The 21832-nt window shown below is 55.6% G+C and carries 21 protein-coding genes and 1 other RNA gene; 14 read left to right on the plus strand and 8 right to left on the minus strand.

From position 1 onward, the window contains the following. Positions 1–115: 115 nt before the first annotated feature. Positions 116–613, minus strand: coding sequence for a thioesterase family protein (locus V6575_RS11490; RefSeq protein WP_340274473.1), 498 nt, complete (start codon positions 611–613; stop codon positions 116–118). A 117-nt stretch (positions 614–730) separates the two neighbouring features. Between V6575_RS11490 and V6575_RS11495 the strand changes: the two genes are divergently transcribed. Together V6575_RS11495 and V6575_RS11500 are read left to right on the plus strand one after the other, a co-directional pair. Continuing rightward, positions 731–2146, plus strand: coding sequence for an FAD-binding oxidoreductase (locus V6575_RS11495; RefSeq protein ID WP_340274474.1), 1416 nt, complete (start codon positions 731–733; stop codon positions 2144–2146). Between the two features lie 116 nt (positions 2147–2262). Continuing rightward, on the plus strand, positions 2263–6219 hold the full coding sequence (locus V6575_RS11500) for an AsmA family protein (RefSeq protein ID WP_340274475.1): 3957 nt from the start codon (positions 2263–2265) through the stop codon (positions 6217–6219). A gap of 31 nt (positions 6220–6250) precedes the next feature. Here the strand turns inward: V6575_RS11500 and V6575_RS11505 are convergent, their stop codons facing one another. From V6575_RS11505 to ssrA, 4 genes are all read right to left on the minus strand, one after another. Beyond that, positions 6251–6463: a ribbon-helix-helix domain-containing protein gene (locus V6575_RS11505; protein ID WP_340274477.1), complete on the minus strand. Its 213-nt coding sequence runs from the start codon at positions 6461–6463 to the stop codon at positions 6251–6253. Positions 6464–6465: 2 nt separating this feature from the next. Continuing rightward, positions 6466–6675, minus strand: coding sequence for a DUF4169 family protein (locus tag V6575_RS11510; RefSeq protein ID WP_340274478.1), 210 nt, complete (start codon positions 6673–6675; stop codon positions 6466–6468). Positions 6676–6697: 22 nt separating this feature from the next. Next, on the minus strand, positions 6698–7258 hold the full coding sequence (locus V6575_RS11515) for an SspB family protein (protein ID WP_340274479.1): 561 nt from the start codon (positions 7256–7258) through the stop codon (positions 6698–6700). A 197-nt stretch (positions 7259–7455) separates the two neighbouring features. After that, positions 7456–7837, minus strand: a transfer-messenger RNA (tmRNA) gene (gene ssrA, locus V6575_RS11520). 213 nt (positions 7838–8050) lie between these two features. Between ssrA and V6575_RS11525 the strand changes: the two genes are divergently transcribed. The 8 genes from V6575_RS11525 (at position 8051) to V6575_RS11560 (ending at position 15181) form a co-directional block, all read left to right on the plus strand. After that, positions 8051–8845, plus strand: a complete 795-nt coding sequence (locus tag V6575_RS11525; protein ID WP_340274480.1) for a thymidylate synthase — start codon at positions 8051–8053, stop codon at positions 8843–8845. Positions 8846–8946: 101 nt separating this feature from the next. After that, the gene (locus V6575_RS11530; RefSeq protein WP_340274481.1) at positions 8947–9852 is read left to right on the plus strand and encodes a DMT family transporter; all 906 of its coding nucleotides are present in this window, start codon (positions 8947–8949) and stop codon (positions 9850–9852) included. Between the two features lie 100 nt (positions 9853–9952). Then, positions 9953–10465, plus strand: coding sequence for a dihydrofolate reductase (locus V6575_RS11535; RefSeq protein WP_340274482.1), 513 nt, complete (start codon positions 9953–9955; stop codon positions 10463–10465). Positions 10466–10566: 101 nt separating this feature from the next. Continuing rightward, positions 10567–11019 carry a GNAT family N-acetyltransferase gene (locus tag V6575_RS11540; protein ID WP_340274483.1) on the plus strand — a complete coding sequence of 151 codons (453 nt, stop codon included), beginning with the start codon at positions 10567–10569 and terminating at the stop codon, positions 11017–11019. Positions 11020–11247: 228 nt separating this feature from the next. Next, complete coding sequence (hflK, locus tag V6575_RS11545) at positions 11248–12444, plus strand: FtsH protease activity modulator HflK (RefSeq protein ID WP_340274485.1); 1197 nt, start codon at positions 11248–11250, stop codon at positions 12442–12444. Next, entirely contained in the window at positions 12444–13361 is a 918-nt protein-coding gene (gene hflC / locus V6575_RS11550) for a protease modulator HflC (RefSeq protein WP_340274486.1), read from the plus strand. The genes hflK and hflC overlap by 1 nt, the downstream gene beginning before the upstream one ends. Further along, positions 13358–13543 (plus strand): DUF2065 domain-containing protein, encoded by a 186-nt coding sequence (locus V6575_RS11555; RefSeq protein ID WP_340274487.1) that lies wholly within the window; start codon positions 13358–13360, stop codon positions 13541–13543. The genes hflC and V6575_RS11555 overlap by 4 nt, the downstream gene beginning before the upstream one ends. Positions 13544–13696: 153 nt before the next feature. After that, the gene (locus V6575_RS11560) at positions 13697–15181 is read left to right on the plus strand and encodes a Do family serine endopeptidase (protein ID WP_340274488.1); all 1485 of its coding nucleotides are present in this window, start codon (positions 13697–13699) and stop codon (positions 15179–15181) included. An 87-nt stretch (positions 15182–15268) separates the two neighbouring features. Here the strand turns inward: V6575_RS11560 and serB are convergent, their stop codons facing one another. Continuing rightward, the gene (serB, locus tag V6575_RS11565; RefSeq protein WP_340274489.1) at positions 15269–16156 is read right to left on the minus strand and encodes a phosphoserine phosphatase SerB; all 888 of its coding nucleotides are present in this window, start codon (positions 16154–16156) and stop codon (positions 15269–15271) included. Between serB and miaA the strand changes: the two genes are divergently transcribed. The 3 genes from miaA to V6575_RS11580 all read left to right on the plus strand — a co-directional run bounded on the left by miaA (position 16140) and on the right by V6575_RS11580 (position 18407). Then, the gene (miaA, locus tag V6575_RS11570; RefSeq protein ID WP_340274491.1) at positions 16140–17108 is read left to right on the plus strand and encodes a tRNA (adenosine(37)-N6)-dimethylallyltransferase MiaA; all 969 of its coding nucleotides are present in this window, start codon (positions 16140–16142) and stop codon (positions 17106–17108) included. The genes serB and miaA overlap by 17 nt on opposite strands. A gap of 201 nt (positions 17109–17309) precedes the next feature. Further along, positions 17310–17852, plus strand: coding sequence for a GNAT family N-acetyltransferase (locus tag V6575_RS11575; RefSeq protein ID WP_340274492.1), 543 nt, complete (start codon positions 17310–17312; stop codon positions 17850–17852). A gap of 114 nt (positions 17853–17966) precedes the next feature. Then, the gene (locus V6575_RS11580; protein WP_340274493.1) at positions 17967–18407 is read left to right on the plus strand and encodes a GFA family protein; all 441 of its coding nucleotides are present in this window, start codon (positions 17967–17969) and stop codon (positions 18405–18407) included. Positions 18408–18504: 97 nt separating this feature from the next. Here the strand turns inward: V6575_RS11580 and V6575_RS11585 are convergent, their stop codons facing one another. After that, positions 18505–20076: a 2-isopropylmalate synthase gene (locus V6575_RS11585; RefSeq protein WP_340274494.1), complete on the minus strand. Its 1572-nt coding sequence runs from the start codon at positions 20074–20076 to the stop codon at positions 18505–18507. Between the two features lie 1040 nt (positions 20077–21116). Here V6575_RS11585 and V6575_RS11590 point away from each other — a divergent pair. Further along, positions 21117–21404 (plus strand): GIY-YIG nuclease family protein, encoded by a 288-nt coding sequence (locus V6575_RS11590; protein ID WP_340274495.1) that lies wholly within the window; start codon positions 21117–21119, stop codon positions 21402–21404. A gap of 267 nt (positions 21405–21671) precedes the next feature. Here V6575_RS11590 and V6575_RS11595 read toward each other — a convergent pair whose 3' ends face one another. Continuing rightward, positions 21672–21812 carry a hypothetical protein gene (locus V6575_RS11595; protein WP_340274496.1) on the minus strand — a complete coding sequence of 47 codons (141 nt, stop codon included), beginning with the start codon at positions 21810–21812 and terminating at the stop codon, positions 21672–21674. Positions 21813–21832 lie beyond the last annotated feature (20 nt).

Here is a 21832-nt window from a genome sequence, read left to right on the forward strand (position 1 = left end):
CCTGATGGGAATTGGCTCAGGTCGTTCGATTCTTTGCCAATCAGATGATTTGTCCAACTATGGCAGAAATTTCATTTGCTTGCAGATTGGTTGGATATTTTCGACAGGTTTGGTTTCACGTTGGCCGGCGCTTGATTGCGATGCCGCGTCCAGCCCTTTCTGGAACTGCCAGGTCTCTTTGGGCCTCTTGAAGTGCAGTCAATTCGCTGAGGATGTCTTCAGGCCAGGGCACGACCTTGCGGGTGCTCATGTCCACATGCAGGCAAAGTTGTTCCGAGGTTGCCGACAGCCACCCCTCTTCAGCGTGAAACAGTTCCTGATAGACGCGGATACGTTTGGCATCCAGATCCAGCAAGTGCAGGCGGGTGATCACCGGCATGCCGATTTCCAGCTCGCGGACATAACAAACATGGGCTTCCGCAGTGAAATAGGATCCGTTGCGGGTCTTTAGATACTCTGCCCCGAGGCCGAGTTTCGCCAAAATTCTATCGCAGGCCTCATCGAAGAGGACGTTATAATAGGCCATGTTCAAGTGGTCATTGTAGTCGCGCCATTCTTCTTTCACGTCCATTTTGTGACTTTCCACTGGCGCCTTGGGCCACATGATTGTCATTTTTGTTCCTTTCATTTGGAATTTTCTGGTCGATTGCCTTTGACCTTTGTAAAAGTGACTAACATATTCGCGGCATCTGGCCGACGGCCCTAGACCACAAATTACAGGATTCTGATCATGTCTCTGTCTGCCATGCAGGCCCATGTCGCTCGTGATGAGGTGAAAACCTCGCTTGTTGTCGATATCTTGACCCAGAAATTTGGTGAACGTTGTTCCCGTTCAAAAGCGATGTGCGAACAGCACGGTCACACCACCACATGGCTGCCCAATCAGGCTCCCGATGCGGTGGTCTTTGTGGAAAGCACCGAGGAAGCTGCCGATGTGGTTCGGGTTTGCGCGGAACACAAGGTTCCGGTCATTCCGTTCGGCACAGGCTCGTCGCTTGAAGGCCATGTGAATGCACCTGGCGGCGGTATTTCACTGGACCTGTCCAACATGAACAAGATCCTTCAGGTGAATGCTGAAGATCTGGATTGCCGTGTTGAGGCAGGCGTGACCCGCAAACAGCTGAACAGCTATCTGCGCGATACGGGGCTTTTCTTTCCGATCGATCCGGGCGCGGATGCCAGCATTGGCGGAATGGCTGCGACCCGAGCATCTGGCACAAATGCGGTGCGCTATGGCACCATGAAAGATGCCGTTCTGGGCCTGACAATTGTCACTCCCACGGGCGAAATCATTCATACGGGCGGACGTGCCCGCAAATCCGCTGCGGGCTACGACCTGACACGGATGTATGTTGGATCTGAGGGCACGCTTGGCGTGATCACGGAGCTGACCATTCGGCTCTATGGTCAGCCAGAGGCGATTTCCGGCGGTGTCTGCCCGTTCCCGGATATCGAATCTGCTTGCAATGCTGTGATTGCGACAATCCAGTGCGGCGTTCCTGTTGCCCGGATCGAATTGCTCGATACGATGCAGGTGAAGGCCTGCAACATTTATTCAAAGCTCGATCTTGAGGAAAAGCCGACGCTGTTTCTTGAATTTCATGGCTCGGATGCAGGCGTGCGCGAACAAGCTGAAATGTTTGGATCGATTGCCGAGGATTTCGGTGGCGGCGAATTTAAATGGGCGACCCAGGCAGAAGAACGGACCAAACTCTGGACGGCCCGTCATGACGCCTATTGGGCTTCTTTCACGCTTAAACCCGGTTCAAAGGGAGTTGCCACGGATGTGTGTGTGCCGATCTCACGGCTTGCCGAATGCGTGACAGACTCCATGACGGATTTGGAGGAAGCTGGGCTTCTGGCAACCATTGTCGGCCATGTCGGCGATGGAAATTTCCATGTCTTGATCCTCGTGGATGAGGCTGATGAGGCGGAAGTGGCCAAGGCTGAAGGTTTTGTCGAGCGTTTGAACTGGCGTGCCATCGAACTGGAAGGCACCTGTACGGGCGAACATGGTGTTGGCCAAGGCAAGATGAAATATCTTCAGCGTGAACACGGTGGCGGGCTGGACGTGATGCGTTCGCTCAAGATGGCCCTGGATCCGGACAACATCATGAACCCGGGTAAAATCGTCAAGGTGTCGTGACCTGATTGTAAACGACAAATGATCTGGCGGTTTGACGGTATGCAGCCGAAAAATCGCCAGTCATGATATTGTAGCGAATCGCAAGGGATCCTCTTGCAACACGCGGCTGTTGCGTGATGGCGTGGAAACTATGGAGAACGGATCTGAATTCGGTCTACATCACCTTTGGTGTCGCGGTTATTCTGGTGCTGATTACGGCACTGGTCGGGCCTTTCTTTGTCGACTGGACCGTCTATCGCTCCACGTTTGAGCGTTATGCCGAGCAGGCGTTGGGGCACAAGGTTCGGGTGCTTGGTGACGCTGATATCCGTTTGTTGCCATCGCCTACCGTGACATTTTTTGATGTACGTGTGGGCGAGGCGGAAGACCCGCTGCTTGTGGTGTCTAAGTTTCAGATGCGCGTTGAATTGCCGCCTTTGCTGAAGGGCGAGATCCACGTTCTAGACATGCAGCTGGAGCGGCCCCACCTAAGCGTTTCCCTGGATGAAGCCGGTCGGCTTGACTGGCTGACGGGCATGAAGGGCGGGCGCATAACCTCCGATTTTGCATCTGAAGACGTCGCCTTTGAAAACATTACTGTTGTCGATGGGGCGATCTCGCTGGTGCATGCCAGAACCGGCGAGACTCATCAGATCGACGATGGAAATTTTCAGGTCAGCGCCAGAACGCTTGTCGGGCCTTTCAAGATTGACGGCAGTCTGACCTATGGCGATGAACCCTATTCGGTGCGGCTTGCGACGGGCAAGCAGCAGGACACTGGCGGGATTCGCCTGAAAGGGTCTGTTACACCAACGATGTTGCCGGTCGAGCTTTCTGTGGATGGACTGCTGTCGCACACTGATAAGGCCCCCATTTTGGAAGGTGGCTTCAAGCTGGTGTCGATCATGCCAGAAGCTCAGCCTGATAAGGCATGGCGAGCATCTGGTGATTTCAATGCGACAGTTTCCAGCATCGAGATTCCAAAGTTTGAATACCGGCTTGGGCCGGAAGATCGCCTCTTGGGGCTGGATGGCAACGCAAAGGTGGTTTTGGACGGCGAACGACGATTTGAGGTTCGGGCCACGGCAAAGCAGATCGATCTGGACAGGCTTTACGGCGGTGGACCGCAGGCTCCGGTCGATTTGGCCGTCGCTGGCCAGGAAATCCTGTCGACGCTGCAGGCCTTGCCGGTTCCGGAAATGGATGGCGTGATTGCATTGGATGTTCCAGCTGTCGTTCTTGGCGGAAGCTTGGCGCAGGACATTCGCCTGGACCTTGAAACAATGGTTGGTGGCTGGCGGATCGCACGGTTCGCCGGTCGTGCGCCAGGTCGGACCGTGATCGCCACACAAGGTGATCTTGCGATTTCAGGATCTCCGTCCTATCGCGGTAATCTGTCGATCAGTTCCGAACAGCCTGGTGCATTTTCTGCCTGGCTGCGCCAAAGCGGGAAGGGCAGCAGCAACATTCAGCCGGTCTCGCTGGAAGGTCATTTGAACATTGTTCCAAGTGGCGCTGCGCTCGATAATTTCCGCCTGACCCTTGCTGATGCACAGGCAAAGGGGTCTCTGGCGTATCGCAAGCCGCGCAATGGAAATGATGAGTTCTCGCTGAGTCTGAATGCTGAGTCTCTGGATCTTGATGAGCTGGAGCGCTTGGCCAAACTCTTTGGCAGGTCGTTGGAAACCTCGGACGGCCTTGATGTGTCGCTGCGGGTGCAGGCCAAGCAGGTCAGTATCCGCGATGTTGCTGGCAAGGGCTTGTCGCTGGAGGCCGAATATTCTGGCACGGGTCTGCGTATCGACCGGCTTTATGCTGAAGATCTTGCCGGCGCGCAGATCGATATTTCTGGCCGTATTGACGATTTGCTGACGGCTCCGGTTGGAGCCTTGTCGGGAACGCTGGATGCGCGTGACCTTGGCGGTGTTGTTGCCCTGCTGCGCGGGGTGTTACCTGAAAGCTCTGTTCTGGAACGGCTAGAGCAAGCTTCAGATTATCTTGTTCCGGCACGGTTCCAGGCTGATTTGAAAGCTGCTGCTGTCGGTGATGCAAGCGATCTGACCTTTGTTCTGGATGGGATCGTTGGTGGCGTCGGCGCAAAGATCAGCAATCATTTCAAGGGCCGTGTGGATGCCTGGGAAAAAGCTGCTGTCGAATTTGATCTGGATCTGACGGGGCCAGATGGCGGCCAGATCCTGCGCCAACTCGGGTTTGATATCCTGCCGGTTGATGATTTGGGGCAGGGGACCGTTGCAATCACCGCAAGGGGACGGCCTGAAGACGGTCTTGATATATCTGTGTCCGCGAACACCGGATCCGCTTCGGTCGGAGCTTTGGGGCAAGTTCGCCTTACGGACAGCGGGGAGCCTCGCTACAGCTTGGCGGTGACGGCCAGTGCGCCGGATCTTGCGCCTTTTGCGCTGCTGAGTGGTCGGGTCATGCCAGTCATGGCTGGTGATATCGATATGGATTTGCAGTTGAATCTGGCTGGAACTGGAAGCAAGATAACAGCATCTGATTTGGCGGGAACGGTTGCCGGTGTGACGGTTGATGGATCTTTGGCGGGAGACTTGAAGGCTGTTGTCGGAGAGGAAAACCGCAGGTTCAAGGGCAAACTGCACCTCGGTAGTCTTGATATGCGCAGCTTGTCTGAAGCCATTCTTGGGCCTGACCAGTGGTTCTCGGCCGGTGACGGCTCCAGTATCTGGCCCACAGGGGCATTCGGTGCGCCGCTTTTCTCTGATACCGATCTGACACTTGATCTGAGTGCGGATATTCTGGACGTTGGCGATGGGCATCTGCTGGAAGGCATGCAGTCAGAGTTGCGGTTGACGCCGACCATGCTCCGCCTTGATGGGCTGTCGGGCAACTATGGCGGTGGCAAAGTGTCTGGCGTGCTGGCTTTCCGCCGCTCTGGCGCAGAAGGGTCAGTGTCAGGGCATTTGAAGCTTGAAGATGCTGCTTTGCAGTCGCTGGTCTGGACACATAATGACCGGGCTGTTGCGACGGGCGATTTGAACGTTGTACTTGATTTTGAAGGCGCAGGACGCTCCATTGCGGTGATGGCTTCGGGCCTGACTGGCGGAGGCACTTTTGCTGTCACCAATGGTGAATTGCGCGGTATCAACCCGCAAGCCTTTGATCTTGTGATACGGGCAGCTGATGCCGGGTTGGACCTTCGGGATGAGAAAATCCAGGACGTCTTCACCAGCTATATGGAAGCTGGAAACCTTGCATTTGATCGCCTGGAAGGGTCTGTTTCCATTGTGGGAGGGCGCGCCAGTGCACGCAATGTGGCGGTCGATACCAAGCGCGCTGAGGTTTTTGGATCTGCTGAGGCTGATTTCAACACCTGGGAAATGGACAGCGATTTTTCCCTGACTGTTGACCCGGGTGAGGATGCTGTGACGGGCGCAGAGCCGCGGGTGGGTGTTCTGTTCTCTGGTCCGCTGGATGCGCCTGAGCGCCGCCTCGATATAACGCCTTTCACGGCCTATCTCACGCTGAGGGCTTTTGAACAGGAAGTCGAGCGGGTTGAGAAACTGCAGGCAGAAATTCTTGAGCGGGACCGTCTCTTTAGGGAAATGAAGCGCCAGAAGGAACAACGTGTCCGGCGTGAGCGCGAAGCTGCCGAAAAAGCTGCAGCGCGGGAGAAAGCGACGCAGCGTCTCGAAGAGACACTTAACAAGGCGAAAGATGCTGGTTCACCGCCTGATGTGCCCGCCAACGACAATCAAGTGGAGCAGCAAACGAAAAGTTCGGCGACTGGGTCCTTTGAAACACCGGCAGACTTTGCAAGTGGCATCAGGTCGGTGATCGAGTCGCCGGCTGAGGTGAACCTGCCTGATGCCACTGGCGCCATTGCCCGGGAGGCTGAACCTGCTGCTTTGCCGCCCCTGGATGCGCCACGATCGGTAGAGGATATCTTGGCGCGGGAAATTGGACAGCCTGCGGATGCCCTGGGTCGCCAGCCTATCCTGGTTGAACCGCGGACGACGACACCGAGGGAAACAGGCCTGCAAACAAGCGAGCAGGCAAAACCTCGTTATCGGACGCTGCCGAACGGGCTCGTCATCGAAATCAAGCCGAATTAGCAAAGAGCAAGATTTGTGTCCGACGTCTGGATCAGGTTTTTTGAAGCCAGGTGAGGGCAAAGACCCTGACCGAGGAGGACAGCGCGTTTTCGGGTGCCCTGTTGTCGTCGATCTCGGCGATCAATGTCGCCAATGATATCTCACGCTGTTTCACCACCTGATCAATGACGGACCAAAACTCAGGCTCAAGCGCAAGGCTTGTCCTGTGGCCATGCAAGGCGAGGGAGCGTTTGGCGAGAGCCATCCTTAGTCACCCTTTTCAGGAGAAGGGCCGTCAGATGCTTCCAATCGATGCGCGTCAAGACGCTTCGCTTCGAGGTTTTCAGATTTTTGGGAAAGTTGTTTTTCGGCTTTTGTTCGTCCGAACAGGGCGCGATTTTGATCTGCTTTCGCGCCTTGTTCAGCCTTTGATTTCTTTTTGCGTGCCTGACGCAGATTGATGATGTCAGCGCTCATCGCGGCAGGCCTTGTTTAAAAATCAGGTTTTCTTGCGGAACGCATCCAGAGAAACAACTGCGCCTGTGCTGTCACCGGCTGGGGCCTTGTCGTCTTTTTTGTCGGATGTTGCCACTTCAGCATCGCTGTCTTCAGGCACCTTTGCGACAATGTCCTCGGCCAGTTTTTCAGCCTTGGTCAGTTCTTCAACAGCTTCGAGAAGATCTTCTGGAAGTTCCTCAGCGGTCTTGCCAGGGTCAAATTCGAGCGCGAACTGAACCGAGGGATCAAAGAAGCCTTTGATCGAGCTGTAAGGAACGAGAAGCTTTTCAGGCACGCCGCCAAAGGACAGGCCAACTTCGAACGCATGTTCGCCTATTGCAAGATCCCAGAACTGGTGCTGCATGACTACGGTCATTTCTTCAGGGTAACGCTCTTTCAACCGTTGTGAAATGCGTACGCCAGGGGCGTTCGTGTCGAAAGCGATGTAGAAATGATGCTCGCCAGGAAGTCCCGTCCGTCCGACCTCCGCGAGGATCTTCTTAACGGCACCGCGCAATGCATCCTGGATCAGGATATCGTATCGGAGGAGGTCTTCTGCCATCTTCTCTTTGTCAAAACATGTCTGATTGATCGGATTCTCGCGACCCACATTGCCGTGTGAGGCGGCAAAAGGAAAGACCTCAATTGTTTTGGGTACCAACTTAATCCGGTGTTTGCCCAGTTCTTGTGGGATAAACGCGGAAAGTTGCTGCCTGCGCATCATAGATGCTGGTGTTCACGCTGTGGTCTCGAAAATGAAGTGGAGGCTTCTGTTGCCAGGTGCCTCCGAACCCCGCCTTACGGTGCTAACCGCAAGGGCTTAAGTGGACTACCGGTACTGCGTTACGCAGCAACAGCCATGTCCGAAGCAGTGTTGTCATTTGCAACTACTGTTATGGTCCGATATCGGTGGTACCATGCCGAGCAAAAGCGCAGTCTTTACACCCTCGTCGATCCTATTTCGCCCCCGCCGAAACGCACTCGTAATTAACAGTCGACAACCGTAAATTCTGAATGCGCTTGGGTGGAGGCGCCGGGTACCGCCCCCGGGTCCGATAAGCTTATTGCACTGACCATTTATCGCCATATCTGGAAAACCAGCACTGCTAACATAGTCTCGCTGTTGGGCAAATGGAAGGGGGAGGCGGCAAAAACTGGGCATTACGGGAAAGAGCCGGATAAACAATTTTGGACCATTGCGCGCATAAGTCGCTGGTTGATGGCCTTTTGAATTCGGCTGGACGCCTTGCGAATCCCGCTGTTCCCTGCGAGATAAACGGATGTGCTTTGGGGGAGCTCCGCCGTTTGCAACGAGACGGATTGACCGCATACATCAAGTTTAGGGACAGGTGACGTGGATCAATATCTCACCCTCATGCAGACCATTTTGGACAAGGGCATCGACCGGGGAGACCGAACTGGTACCGGAACGCGATCCGTCTTTGGCCATCAGTTGCGGTTTGATCTTTCGGAAGGTTTTCCTCTCGTTACGACGAAAAAGCTGCATTTGCGGTCGATTATCCACGAACTGCTCTGGTTTCTGGCGGGCGACACCAATATTCGCTATCTGCAGGAAAATGGCGTCAAGATCTGGGATGATTGGGCCGATGAGGCTGGTGAACTCGGCCCCGTCTATGGATATCAGTGGCGCTCGTGGCCTGCGCCCGACGGCCGGTCAATTGACCAGATTGCAAATCTGTTGAGCATGATCAGGCAGAATCCCGAGTCGCGCCGTCTTATTGTGTCTGCCTGGAATCCTGCGCTGGTTGACGAGATGGCCTTGCCGCCTTGTCATGCGCTGTTTCAGTTTTATGTCGCGGATGGAAAGCTGTCCTGTCAGCTTTATCAGCGCTCTGCTGATGTTTTTCTCGGCGTGCCGTTCAACATCGCGTCCTACGCGCTGCTGACGATGATGGTGGCTCAGGTCACCGACCTCAAGCCGGGCGATTTCGTGCACACCTTGGGCGATGCTCATCTTTACGCCAATCATTTTGATCAGGCGCGGGAGCAATTGACGCGGGTTCCAAGAGCACTGCCGGTGATGACGCTCAATCCGGATGTCACAGATCTGTTTGCCTTTAAATATGAGGATTTCGAGCTGTCCGGCTACGACCCTCATCCGCATATCAAGGCACCTATTGCAGTTTGATAAGGCAGATGTCTGTTTAAGATTTCTTGCCGTTTCGTAGTGTGAACCGCCGCCCATTTGGGCGTGACGGATACGTTTTCCTCCGTTTGGTCTGGGCTTTCATGACAGTTTTAACAGGGATCCGAATGGATCAGCGCTCCAATCTGCTTGGCAGTTTGTGGATGGTTACCGCCATGGGGGCCTTTGCATTGGAGGATACCTTCGTGAAAGGGGCGGCCAAACAGCTGCCTGTTGCGGAAATCCTGCTTCTGTTCGGTTTTCTGGGCGCTTTGGCCTTTGCGCTTCTGGCTCGGTTGAAGGGGGAGCGGTTGCTGAATCCGGATGTCGGATCAAAGCCCATGTTGTTCCGGTTTGTCTTCGAGTTTGTCGGGCGGCTTTTCTATGTGCTGGCGCTGGCCTTGACCCCGTTGTCTTCGGCAACAGCCATTCTCCAGGCAACACCAATCATTGTTGTTCTGGGAGCCGCGCTGTTCTTTGGCGAAAAAGTAGGCTGGCGCCGATGGACTGCGATTTTCATTGGCCTGATCGGGGTCATGATTGTGCTTCGCCCCGGGGGAGAAACGTTTTCGCTGCTGTCGGTTCTGGCCGTTCTTGGCATGTTGGGGTTCGCCGGGCGGGATCTTGCGAGCCGGGCAGCGCCCGCCTCATTGAGCACCAACGTGCTTGGCTTCTACGGCTTTGTCACAATCATCGCGGCTGGGGCCGTTTTTGCTGTTTGGGACGGGAACGATCTGATTGTGCCGTGTGCCGCGGCCTGGATGTCGTTGGTTTTGGCCGTTGTTGCCGGGGTTTTCGCCTATAGCGCCTTGATGAAGGCAATGCGGACCGGCGAAGTGTCAACAGTGACGCCGTTTCGCTATACGCGGCTGTTGTTCGGCGTTGGGCTTGGCGTTTTTGTATTCGGTGAAAGCCTTGATCCGTTCATGATCGGGGGCTGCGCCCTGATTGTCGCATCCGGGCTGTTCATCCTTTGGCGCGGAGCCAAGACAGCACCCGCATCAGCCTGAAGCCCGTCTCGAATGGCGGGCTCTTGTCGCTATTTGCGCAGTCACATTGACTGTGGCATTTGAAGGTCTGAACTCTGTAAGAGTGCCAGGAGAAAAGTCCATGAGTGAAATCTTTCTCGTCGCAGCGGTGGCCCGGAACGGGATCATCGGAGCCGACAACGATATGCCGTGGCATATTTCTTCTGATCTCAAGCATTTCAAGGCGCTGACTGCTGGCACGCCTATGATCATGGGACGGAGAACCTTTCAATCCTTGCCGGGTATTCTGCCGGGCCGGCCACATATTGTGATCACCAGAGACCCGGAGTTTCAGGCCGAGGGGGCGACTGTGGTTGGCTCTCTTGAGGTGGGCCTTGAGCTTGCGGAACGCCTGGCGGGAGACCTTGGCTCAGACGGTGTGGCCATCATCGGCGGTGGGCAGATCTACACAATGGGACTGAGCCTTGCGGATCGTCTTGAAATCACAGAGGTGCAGGCCGATCCGGAGGGAGATGCTCATTTCCCCGAGATTGATCCGTCGATCTGGCAAGAGGTTTCCCGTGTTTCAGGTGAGCGTTCGGAGCGGGACAGCGCCGGGTTTGAATTTGTGACCTACCGCCGACGCGCTGCATAGGCTTTGGCTGGTTGTTGATTTGTCTGATCTAAAATTTCTGAGACCTTGAAGAGGCCTTGTGTTTTATGGACTGCACTCGAAATTCTTTCGAAGGCGTCTGGATGTCTTTCGAGGCGTTCGGTGCCCGAGAACTGCATGACCTGCTGAAGCTGAGGCAGGATGTTTTTGTGGTTGAGCAGGAATGCGCCTTTCCGGAGATTGACGGCAAGGACCCGGATGGCTTGCACTATTTGCTCAAGGACAGTGAAACAGGGGCCTTGGCGGGGGCATTGAGATTGTTTTTGCCTGAGGATCGGGCGAACGAGCGATGCCGTATTGGCCGCGTGGTCATTGCGCAGGCTTATCGGGGGCGGGGACTTGGGCAGCAGTTGATGGAGGCCGGTATTGCAAGGTCAAATGAGGCCGCGCCAGAGGCTCAGATAGATCTGTCTGCTCAAGCACATCTTGAGCCGTTTTATAAGCGGCTTGGGTTTCAGACGGTGTCTGACGTTTACCTTGAAGATGATATTCCGCATCTGGACATGGTTTTATCGGCTTATCCAGTGGTTAGGTAGGCGGTGGGTGATGTTTGCCCTTGAAAGCTTGTGGTAACTGTCCCACCTGCAATCTGAGTGAAAGCTGCTGTTTTCGGGAGGAGCATCAGAGGGCGCACGTTGAAAGCTCTTGGTAACCTCCCTATAACCTGCGGTGAGTGAGAACAATGATATGTAACCTCGGTGATATATGGGTAGCGCGCTGCTGTCCGGATGGGAGCGCCGGGACGTTGGGAAAAGGAACTTTTGATGCCTTGGAACGATCAGTCAGGCGGCGGTGGCCCCTGGAAAGGCGGCGGCGGCGGCAATAATGGCGGCCCTTGGGGCGGCGGCGGCGGCGGCGGCAACAATGGCGGCCCTTGGGGCGGTGGTCCTAATCGCGGTGGTGGAAATCAGCCGCCGGATCTTGAAGAGCTTTTGAAGCGCACGCAGGACCGCATGAAAAGCGTTCTGCCAGGCGGTGGTGGCTCCGGACTGGGTGCCCTTGGTGTGGCTCTGGTGATTTTCGGTGTCGTTGCTGTGTGGATGTTCACCGGTTTCTACCGTGTCAACCAGGGCGAAGTTGGTGTTGAGCTGGTTCTGGGACAAGTGACGGATCAGACCTCACCTGGTCTGAACTACAACTGGCCTTATCCGGTTGGTGAAGTTTACAAGCCACAAGTCGAGCGTCAGCGCGAGCTGACAGTTGGTGTTGAAGAAATCGTCCGTGGAAGTTCCATTTCGACACGTGACGTGCCTCAGGAAAGCCTGATGCTGACTGGCGATGAAAACATCGTCGATGTTGGCTTCAAGGTGCAGTGGCGTATCAAGAACACACGCGAAGGCATTGCCAACTACCTGTTTAACATTCAGAATCCTGAAGGCACAGTGAAAGCTGTTGCCGAAAGTGCGATGCGTGAGATTGTTGGCACGTCGAACATTGACTCCATTCTGACCGAGAACCGAGTCTCGATCCAGAATGAAGTGGATACCTTGATGCAGCAGACGCTGGACATTTATAAAGCCGGTATCGAAATCACCGAAGTTCAGATGCAGAAGGTTGATCCGCCACAGCAGGTCATCGACTCCTTCCGCGATGTTCAGGCGGCCCGTGCCGATCAGGAGCGTATCCAGAACGAGGCTCAGGCTTATGCAAACCGCGTTGTTCCTGAAGCTCGTGGTGAAGCAGCCCGTGTTACGGAATCGGCCAATGCCTATCGTGATCAGACGGTCGCCGAGGCAACAGGTCAGTCGCAGCGTTTCACTCAGGTCTATGATCAGTACAAAAATGCTCCGAATGTGACCCGTGAACGGCTTTATCTGGAAACACTTGAGAAGGTCCTTGGTGCGAACACCAAGATCATCATCGACAACAAGTCAGGCCAGGGTGTCTTGCCTTACCTGCCGCTGAATGAGCTGACATCGCGCGGATCCGCGCAGTCCGGCCGTACAGGAGGAACACAGTAATGCGTGGTGGTATCCTTGCCATTCTCCTCGCCGTTGTTGCCGCTGTTGTTTATGCCAGCGTCTTCATCGTCAATCCGACCCAACAGGCAATCGTCCTGACTTTTGGTAAGATCGACAAGGTGATCACCGAGCCAGGCTTGAATTTCAAGCTGCCAGCTCCTTTCCAGAATGTGGTTTATCTCGACAAGCGAATCCTTGACTTGAATATGCCGCCTGTTGAAGCCATTGCGTCTGACAAAAAGCGTCTTGTTGTGGATGCGTTTGCGCGCTACCGGATTTCTGATCCGGTGCTTTTCTTCCAGCGTGTGAACAACATTCGCGAAGCCAACCAGCGCTTGTCTACGTTCCTGCAGTCTTCGCTGCGTTCGGAACTGGCCAAGGCATCGTTTACGGCAGTTGTGCGGGATAACCGTTCTGGTCTGATGGAAAATATTCGTCGTGATGTCAGCAACAGCGCTTCGGAGCTGGGCATTGAGGTTGTGGACGTGAAAATTCGCCGCGCGGATCTTCCGGATGCTAACTCGCAGGCGATTTACGCCCGGATGCAGACCGAACGTCAGAGGGAAGCAACAGAGCTGCGTGCGCAGGGTGAAGAACAGGCTCGCCGCATTCGCTCACGTGCTGATCGTAATGCAACGGTTCTGGTCGCTGAAGCCAAGCGTGATGCAGACATCATGCGCGGTGTTGGTGATGCCGAGCGAAACAAGATCTTTGCGGAAGCCTATGGCGTTGATCCTGACTTCTTTGCTTTCTACCGGTCGATGCAGGCCTATGAAACTGGATTGCGCCAGGGCGACACCAGCCTTGTCCTGTCTCCAGATTCCAGCTTCTTCCGCTACTTCAACGACCCAATGGGGGCGTCGCAGTCTTCTGAAGGCAATTCAGGTTCACGATTGCAGGCTCCCAACGCTCAATGAGCGATCTGGTTGTGGCCCTTGGTCTGGTGTTGGCGTTGGAGGGAACCCTCTATGCGCTGGCTCCAGGCGGCATGAAGTCCATGATGCGCTCTGCGCTTGAGGCTCCTGAACAGACACTTCGCATGGCCGGGCTGTTTGCTTTGGCTCTGGGAGTGCTGTTGGTCTGGTTCGTACGTGGATAAACTGCACCGATAACGTAATTGTGGCGCGGATGAGCTTTGAAAAGCTCGTTTGCGCCACAAAACTATATAAGCTTGTGTGAGTTCGATTATAATTCAAAAAAGAGCGGCATCAGCTGCTCGCAACGATCCGTCAGGGATGGAGGATAGGGCCCCATGGCTACTCACTTCTTTCGCCGTAACCTTGTCACCTTGAAGTCAATGGCCGCTGCGGCCATGCTTGGTGGCCTTGTTGCCTTGCAGCCTTTTCAGGTTGCGCATGCTCAGGGACCGGTTTCGGTTGCCGACCTGGCCGAGAAACTGGGCGATGCGGTGGTGAATATTTCCACATCGCAGACTGTGCAGGCAGAGCGTTCTGTTCCCATGCCGCAGGTCCCGGACGGATCTCCGTTCCAGGAATTTTTCGAGGAATTTTTCAACAAGCAGAACAAGGGTGAAGATCGCCCCCGCCGCGTACAGTCACTCGGGTCCGGGTTTGTCATCGATGGAACTGCAGGCATCATCATCACGAACAACCACGTGATTGAAGGCGCTGATGAAATCACCGTCAATTTCAATGATGGAAGTCAGCTGGAAGCCGAGTTGATCGGCACAGATGAGAAAACTGACATTGCCGTGTTGAAGGTGACCCCCGAGACGCCTTTGGTTGATGTCAGTTTCGGCGATAGCGAAGCCATTCGCGTTGGTGATTGGGTGATGGCCATCGGCAACCCGTTTGGCCTTGGCGGCACTGTGACTGTCGGTATCGTGTCTGCCCAAAACCGTGACATTCACTCTGGCCCTTATGACAATTTCATTCAGACGGATGCTTCAATCAACCGGGGCAACTCCGGCGGTCCTTTGTTTGACATGGATGGTAAAGTGATCGGCATCAACACGGCGATCATTTCCCCGTCGGGTGGTTCTATCGGCATCGGTTTTGCGATTCCTGCGAAGACGGCAACCCGCGTGATCACTCAGCTTCGTGAATTTGGCGAGACTCGCCGCGGCTGGCTTGGTGTTCGCATTCAGGAAGTCACCGATGAGATCGCAGAAAGTCTCGGCATGGACGAAGCGTCCGGTGCACTTGTGGCCGGTGTTTCCGAAGACGGGCCTGCTGCTGCGGCGGAAATCGAGCCGGGTGATATCATATTGGAGTTTGATGGGAAACCTGTCGAAACGATGCGCGAACTGCCGCGGATGGTTGCTGAAACGGCCATCGGCAAGGCCGTCGATGTCATCGTCTTGCGCAAGGGTGAAAAAGTTCCGCTTCAGGTGACGCTTGGTCGTCTTGAGGAAGTTGCAACGGACGAGAGCTCTGAAGATGAAGCCACAACAGATGAGCCGGCAGCGCCTGCGCAGAAGGAAGTTCTGGGCATGATCCTTTCGGAAATCGATGATGCGATTCGCAAGGAGTTCAAGATCGAGGACGATGTCACTGGTGTTGTGGTCAAACAGGTCGCTCCTGGCAGCTCTGCCGAGGAAAAGCGGGTTCAGGCTGGTGATGTGATCAAGGAAGTTGCGCAGGAGGCTGTGTCAACACCTGAAGACGTCATCGAGCAGGTTGAAAAGCTCAAGGAAGCCGGACGTCGCTCCGCTCTCTTGCTGCTGTCCAACCAGACCGGCGAATTGCGCTTCGTGCCAGTGCGTATCGGCGAATAAGTCTTTAAGCGATCTGTGAAATCAGAAAGGGCGGTCCGATTGGGCCGCCCTTTTTTGTTGGATAATATTTTTTGCAAGCCGTTTTCGTCAGCTCAGGACAAAGTCTGATTTTGCATAGCCTTGCAGATAGAGCAGGGCGGTCAGGTCGCCATGATCGACGCGGGCATCTGCAGCCTCGGCCACAGCTGGTTTGGCCCGGTAAGCGATGCCAAGGCCCGCGCGCTCGATCATCGCCAGATCGTTTGCGCCGTCGCCCACCGCCAGAGTGTCTGCAAACGAAAGCTTGTGCTCGGCAACCAGTTCTTCTAGGCGCTGACGCTTGGCGTCACGGCCGAGTATCGGTTCCTGGACCATGCCTGTCAGCCGACCATCTACCTCGAGCAGAAGGTTTGCCCGATTTTCGTCAAAGCCGATGAGAGCCGCGATGACGGCTGTGAAGTGGGTGAAGCCGCCAGAGACAAGGGCACAATAGGCCCCATTGGCCTTCATGGTCTGGACCAGTGTCCGGCCGCCGGGCATCAGTTGAATGCGCTCGCGCAAAACAGTTCCAATTGCATCAACCGGCAGGCCCTTGAGCAAGCCCACCCGTTCTCGCAAAGCAGGCTCAAAAGCGATTTCGCCGCGCATGGCGCTTTCGGTGATGCTGGAGATTTGGTCCTTGAAGCCCAATTCTGCGGCCAATTCGTCAATGCACTCCTGTCGGATCATGGTGGAATCCATATCTGCGATCAGGAGACGCTTGCGCCGACCTTGAATGGGTTGCACAAAGACATCCACTTGGGCATCGCCGACCACTTTGTTTAAGGTGGCTTTGGCTGCTGCCGGATCGGATGCAAATTCCAGATCCGCGGCAATGCCGGGATTGAGAATGACCGGAGTAACGGTGCTGCCAAGAGCCTTGGCTGCATTTTGCAGCAGGGCGTCATCGACGGCTGGTCGAAGCGGGTTGGAAACGAATGTGGCGACGAAGGACATGAAGGCAACCTTGGTTGAGAAGGATCTGTCACCCGCAAACGGGCACCGCGCGATTTTGATAGCCGGACCGACGGCCAGCGGCAAGTCAGCTTTGGCCATTGAATTGGCTGAACGGTGGAATGGTGTGGTGATCAACGCCGATTCCATGCAGCTTTATCGTGAGCTCTCCATTGTCACCGCCCGGCCATCGGGCGCAGACATGGATCGTGTGCCTCATCGCCTCTACGGCACTATGGCGGCCAAAGTCCAGTTTTCGACCGGTGGATGGTTGCGGCTGATTTCAGGCGAACTGGATCAGGTCCGCGCCGAGGGGAAAGTGCCGGTTCTGGTCGGCGGCACCGGGCTTTACTTCAAGGCGTTGACCCTGGGCTTTGCTGAAATTCCGGAGATTGAGCCTGACATCCGATTGAGGTGTCGCCAGATTGCTGATGATGGCGGGGTGGAGGCCGTGCGCGAAGCCTTGTTGCCTCTGGACCCGGAAGCGGCGGAAAGCCTTGCGGATTTGCAGCGTCTGACGCGGGCTTTGGAGGTGGTGCGCTCGACTGGTCAAACGATTGGCACATGGCAGCGTCAGGCCCATGGCGCTCCGTTGATCCCATTGGCGGATGCCAGATGCGTTGTGCTTGGGCCCCCGCGCCCATGGCTTCATGAGCGCATTGCCCTCAGGGCAAAACTGATGCTGTCAGAGGCGGGAATTGCGGAAGTTCGCAGTCTTTTGGCGCTTGATCTGCCGACCAGTCTACCGGTGATGCGGGCCATCGGGGTGAAGGAGATTGCCGAGTATCTGGCGGGCAGCATTGACCTTGCCGAGACTGAACGCCGGCTAACCGTAGCCACGCGCCAATATGCCAAACGTCAGGAGACCTGGTTCCGAAATCAAATGGCAGATTGGCAGCGTCTGGATCCTTCTAGCGGAGAACCGCATGGTTTGGCTGACCAGCTGAAGAATTGACAGCAACATGCCGATTGCAGGTGTGGCAATCTCAGATTGTGCGGTGCGCTGTGGGTTTTTCAGGCTAAGCATACGTAAAATAACTTATTTTATAATAAAATATCCGAAAAAAATCCACCGATCGCCTTGGTCCTTTCACAATCATGGGTTACATCTTGCGCGTATTGTTCCGTAGCGGGACTTTGCCTGTTGGGGGTTTTTGTGCAGGATATTGTTATTGATACGATGGGGGTTAGGCTTTCGCCTTTTTCTGTTGGTGATTTGCCATTGCTGGCAGATCTTCATGCTGACCCATCCGTTCATCGTTATCTTTCCTCCACACTCGGTGCGTGGTCGACAGATAAGGTCTCGTCTTTTCTTGATGGCATCCTGACCGATCAGGAGCTTCATGGCTTCAGTGCGTTCAAGGTAACGAATTCTGCCAAGATGTTTCTTGGTTGGGCCGGTTTTTCGCCATTGGCGGAAACATCAGAGATCGCCATGCGGTCGTGCTTTTCCAAGGATGCGCTGGCAGACGATCCAAAGCTGGCCATCAGGGTGAGCCAGGAACTGATCGAATGGTTCTTTGAGAATACTTATTTTTCCCACATCGTGATGGCTTTGCGCACGGATGATCGCGATGGCCGGATGACGGCGCAGGACCTTGGTTTTGTCTATCGGGAGAGCCGCCGGATCGACGATATGCCCTGCGATGTGTTCCAGCTGTTAAGCCCGTCCATGCGCTCTTATGTGCTCAGCGCCTGAGGGGCAAAGTCAGCTTTCAGGCACGAAAATCTGTTTACGGCACAAAATTCGTATAGGGTTGGAGCGACGAAGGTGAACCTTGTTACAGGTTCGGAACCCTAGCAACTGGCGGCCATGAGCGACACCAATTCTTCCCCCCTGATTACCGGCCGTTGTTATTGCGGCGCCTCAACCATCTCAGCGAACGCGCGACCCAGTGCGATTGCCTATTGTCATTGCGCGGATTGCCGTCGTGTGACGGGAGCTCCTGTGTCGGCATTTGTAGCTTTTGACGCCGATGCTGTGACCATTTCATCCGCTGTCCTGCAAGAGGTCACGGCGAACCCTGGCGTGACGAGGACATTTTGCGGGAGCTGCGGATCTCCCATAGCAGGAAGCTATGATTACCTGCCGGGCCAAACCTACATCTCACTTGGTTTGCTGGATCAGATCGATGCATTGTCTCCGCAGATGCATGCCCATGATGAGGCGCGGCCGGATTGGCTTTGCATCAAGGACGATCTGCCCAGGTTCTCGAGCAGTTCACGTGATAAGCTCAAAGAGCAAAGTTCCTAAGCAACGCAGAAATGCGCGGCCTGACCTGCCTGGCAGAGTACGATCTTTGAGATCTTGTAGTGTGGCGGTGGCCGCATAAACCACCGCCGACTTGACATTAGCTTGCCTTCAGAGCGCCAGGGTTCCCTGCCTTTTGGCGGGTTGCGAGCTTGTTCATGGCCGAGACATAGGCACGGGCCGAGGCGACAAGTGTGTCCGTGTCTGCGCCCTTGCCGGTTGCGATCCGGCCACCTGCTTCCAGGCGGACGGAGACTTCAGCCTGGGCATCCGTGCCTTCGGTGACCGCATGGACCTGATAGAGCTGCAAGGTTGCCTCATGAGGCACGATGTCCTTGATGGCATTGAAGGTTGCATCGACCGGGCCGTCGCCTGTGGCCTCGCGCGTTTCGTGGCGACCGTTGACATCCATGGTCAGGATGGCTTTCTGCGGTCCGCCGGTTCCGGCGATCACTGTCAGGGCGATGACCTTGATGTTTTCTCCGGCGATGGAGATTTCATCTTCCACCAACGCCTCGATGTCTTCGTCATAGACATGCTTCTTGCGGTCGGCCAGATCCTTGAACCTGCGGAAAGCATCCTGAAGTGCGTTGTCGCCCAATTCGAAGCCCAGATCCTTCAACTTGTCCTTGAAGGCATGGCGTCCGGAGTGCTTGCCCATGACCAGCGAGGTGGCTTTGACCCCGACGTCTTCCGGGCGCATGATTTCATAGGTCTCTGCGTTCTTCAGCATGCCATCCTGGTGAATGCCGCTCTCATGAGCAAAGGCGTTCTTGCCGACAATGGCCTTGTTGTACTGGACTGCGAAGCCGGAGGCCCCAGCGACCAGCTTGGAAGCGCGGGTCAGGAACTTCGGATCAACATTGCAGCCGTAGGGCAAAACGTCAGAGCGGGTGCGGATCGCCATGACGATGGCTTCCAGCGCTGCGTTGCCCGCCCGTTCACCCAACCCGTTGATGGTACATTCGATTTGGCGTGCGCCGCCAGCCACACCGGCCAGAGAGTTGGCAACAGCCAAGCCCAGATCATCGTGGCAATGGACGGAGAAGATTGCCTGATCGGCGTTCGGCACCCGGTTGCGGATGTCTTCGAACATCTTGCGGTATTCATCGGGCGTCGAATAGCCGACCGTGTCGGGCAGGTTGATCGTGGTCGCACCGCATTTGATAGCAGCTTCCACGCAGCGGCACAGATAGTCGATCGGCGTGCGGGTGGCATCCATGGCGGACCATTCAACGTCATCAATCAGGTTGCGTGCGCGGGCCACCGTGTCGGTGATGATATCGAGAACCTGATCCTCGGTCTTGTTCATCTGAAACTGCAGATGGATTGGCGAGGTGGAGACGAAGGTGTGGATGCGGCCCTTGCCAGCATGTTTCACAGCTTCGCCGCAGCGGTCGATGTCGGCGTGAATGGCCCGGGCGAGGCCTGCAATGATGGAGTTTTTCGACTGTTTGGCAATCTCGCTGACGGCTTCAAAATCACCGTTGGAGGCAATCGGAAAGCCTGCCTCGATGATGTCCACGCCCATGGTGTCGAGAATCTCGGCGATTGCCAATTTCTCTTCCAGGGTCATGGACGCGCCGGGGGACTGTTCGCCGTCGCGCAAGGTGGTGTCGAAGATGAAGACCGGGTCTTGTTCAGGAGCCGTCTTTGGATCTGTGGCGGTCATTGGTTTTATCCTTCGTAGAAGATCCGCTGTCGGTGAGGGAATTTCTGCTCGGTCCTCAGCTACGACGCGCGATCATGACAATGTGATCTGGTAAAAGCGCTTCATCCCCCAAGTGTCCGTTCCGTCAAATGCGGATCAGCCGACGCTCAGGGGCATCTAAGTAGGAGGAGGTCGCCAATGAGGAGAAGGCCGCCGCGCAGGCTCTGCGCGTCGCTGGAGATGCCGGTCATGTCGCATGGTGCGATCATCGGGGTCTCGGGCCTTGTCTTTCGGTCTCAATTCTATCGGTCACAATGACTTTCAGCGACAAGCCTGCCGCACATGTATGACCTGAGCGTTAATGAGAATCTTTTAGAGGACGGGTGAGCGGGATGCAAGGGGGGAGGCGCGTGTTCGGTTGGCAACACGAATCCCGCCGCAAGGTTTCCCTTCGGCGTTTTGGGGCAGATTGGCAATTTCAACGCTCCTATAAGGAACGGGATGGCAGACGCGCCGGACTTGCCGGGCGAAAAAAGTGGGAAGGTGGGATGACAAGGCGTCGCGCCTGCCCGGTTTTCGTTTCCCACAATGACAGGCTCTTGCGCCTTTCTCTTTTCTGCGCGGCGAAAGTGGGGTGTGGCCTTCGCTCTGCCAGATATGAGACGCGTCCCTGATGGGTGCGACGCCAGATCCCGCCGTCCCCCTCAGGGTTTGCCTGTCACCGATGCCAGCTGCGGTCCGTTACACCGCCAGCCGACACCTCGAAACCCGGTTCCCACCACCGCGAACGGACGGTCCGTACTCGGCCCCGCGTGATGGGAACAGTTCTAGGATAGGGCGGTTTTTGAGAGGGGTGGATAAGTTATTTTGGGGTCGGGTATTCTTTTGGTTTTCAGTGGTTTGCGCCGGCGAAGTCTCACAACATTCAAGGATAAGCCTCGGAGCATGAACGGCATGGCTCCTCGGGTCGAGCCTGTATCGGTGAAGGAGGCAAAGCCTTCCCACGAACTCCGTCGTCATCCCCGACTTGATCGGGGATCCACTCCCCGTCACGATATGCCATGGCGTTCTACGTCTACATTCTGGCCAGCCGCCAGCACGGAACGCTTTACACAGGCGTCACCAAGGATCTGGCGCGACGGGTCCATGAGCATCGCGGCAAAACCAACAAGGGTTTTACCGAACGCTACAATGTGACCCGGCTTGTTTACTACGAAGTCTTTGATACTCCGCATTCGGCCATCGCCCGTGAAAAGCGCCTGAAGCGCTGGCCCCGCAGCTGGAAAATCCAGGCCATTGAGACACTCAACCCCGACTGGCGGGATCTTTATGGCGACTTGAACCGATAGCCCTGAATTCGCTGACACGTGGATTGGATCCCCGATCAAGTCGGGGATGACCGCCGGGGGCGACCGAGTGAGAAGTGCTGCCCGACGGAAATAGGCGATGAAAATGCCGTCGTTGGTCCAAACCACTCAGCGCCATTGCAGGACTTGATCCTGCAATCCACTCCGTTTGGTTTTCTCACGGCACGGGGTTTTTGTGGTGAAAGGGTGCGGTATGGATGCCATGGTCGCGCCATGGCATGACGAAGGGGATGTGTTGTGACCCGACATTTAAGCTGCCAATTCAAGTGCTGCGACAAGAGCGACCGCATTGCCAAACCCACAGATCGTCATCCCATGGCTCGACCATGGGAGCCATGCCGTTCGGGTTTCATCAACGAGGTGTGAGCGGCTCGTCGCAGCAGAAAACATGTTCTCCCCCTTAAATGGGG

It is taken from the genome of Roseibium algae (genome assembly GCF_037783265.1).
Classification (GTDB): Bacteria; Pseudomonadota; Alphaproteobacteria; order Rhizobiales; family Stappiaceae; genus Roseibium; species Roseibium algae.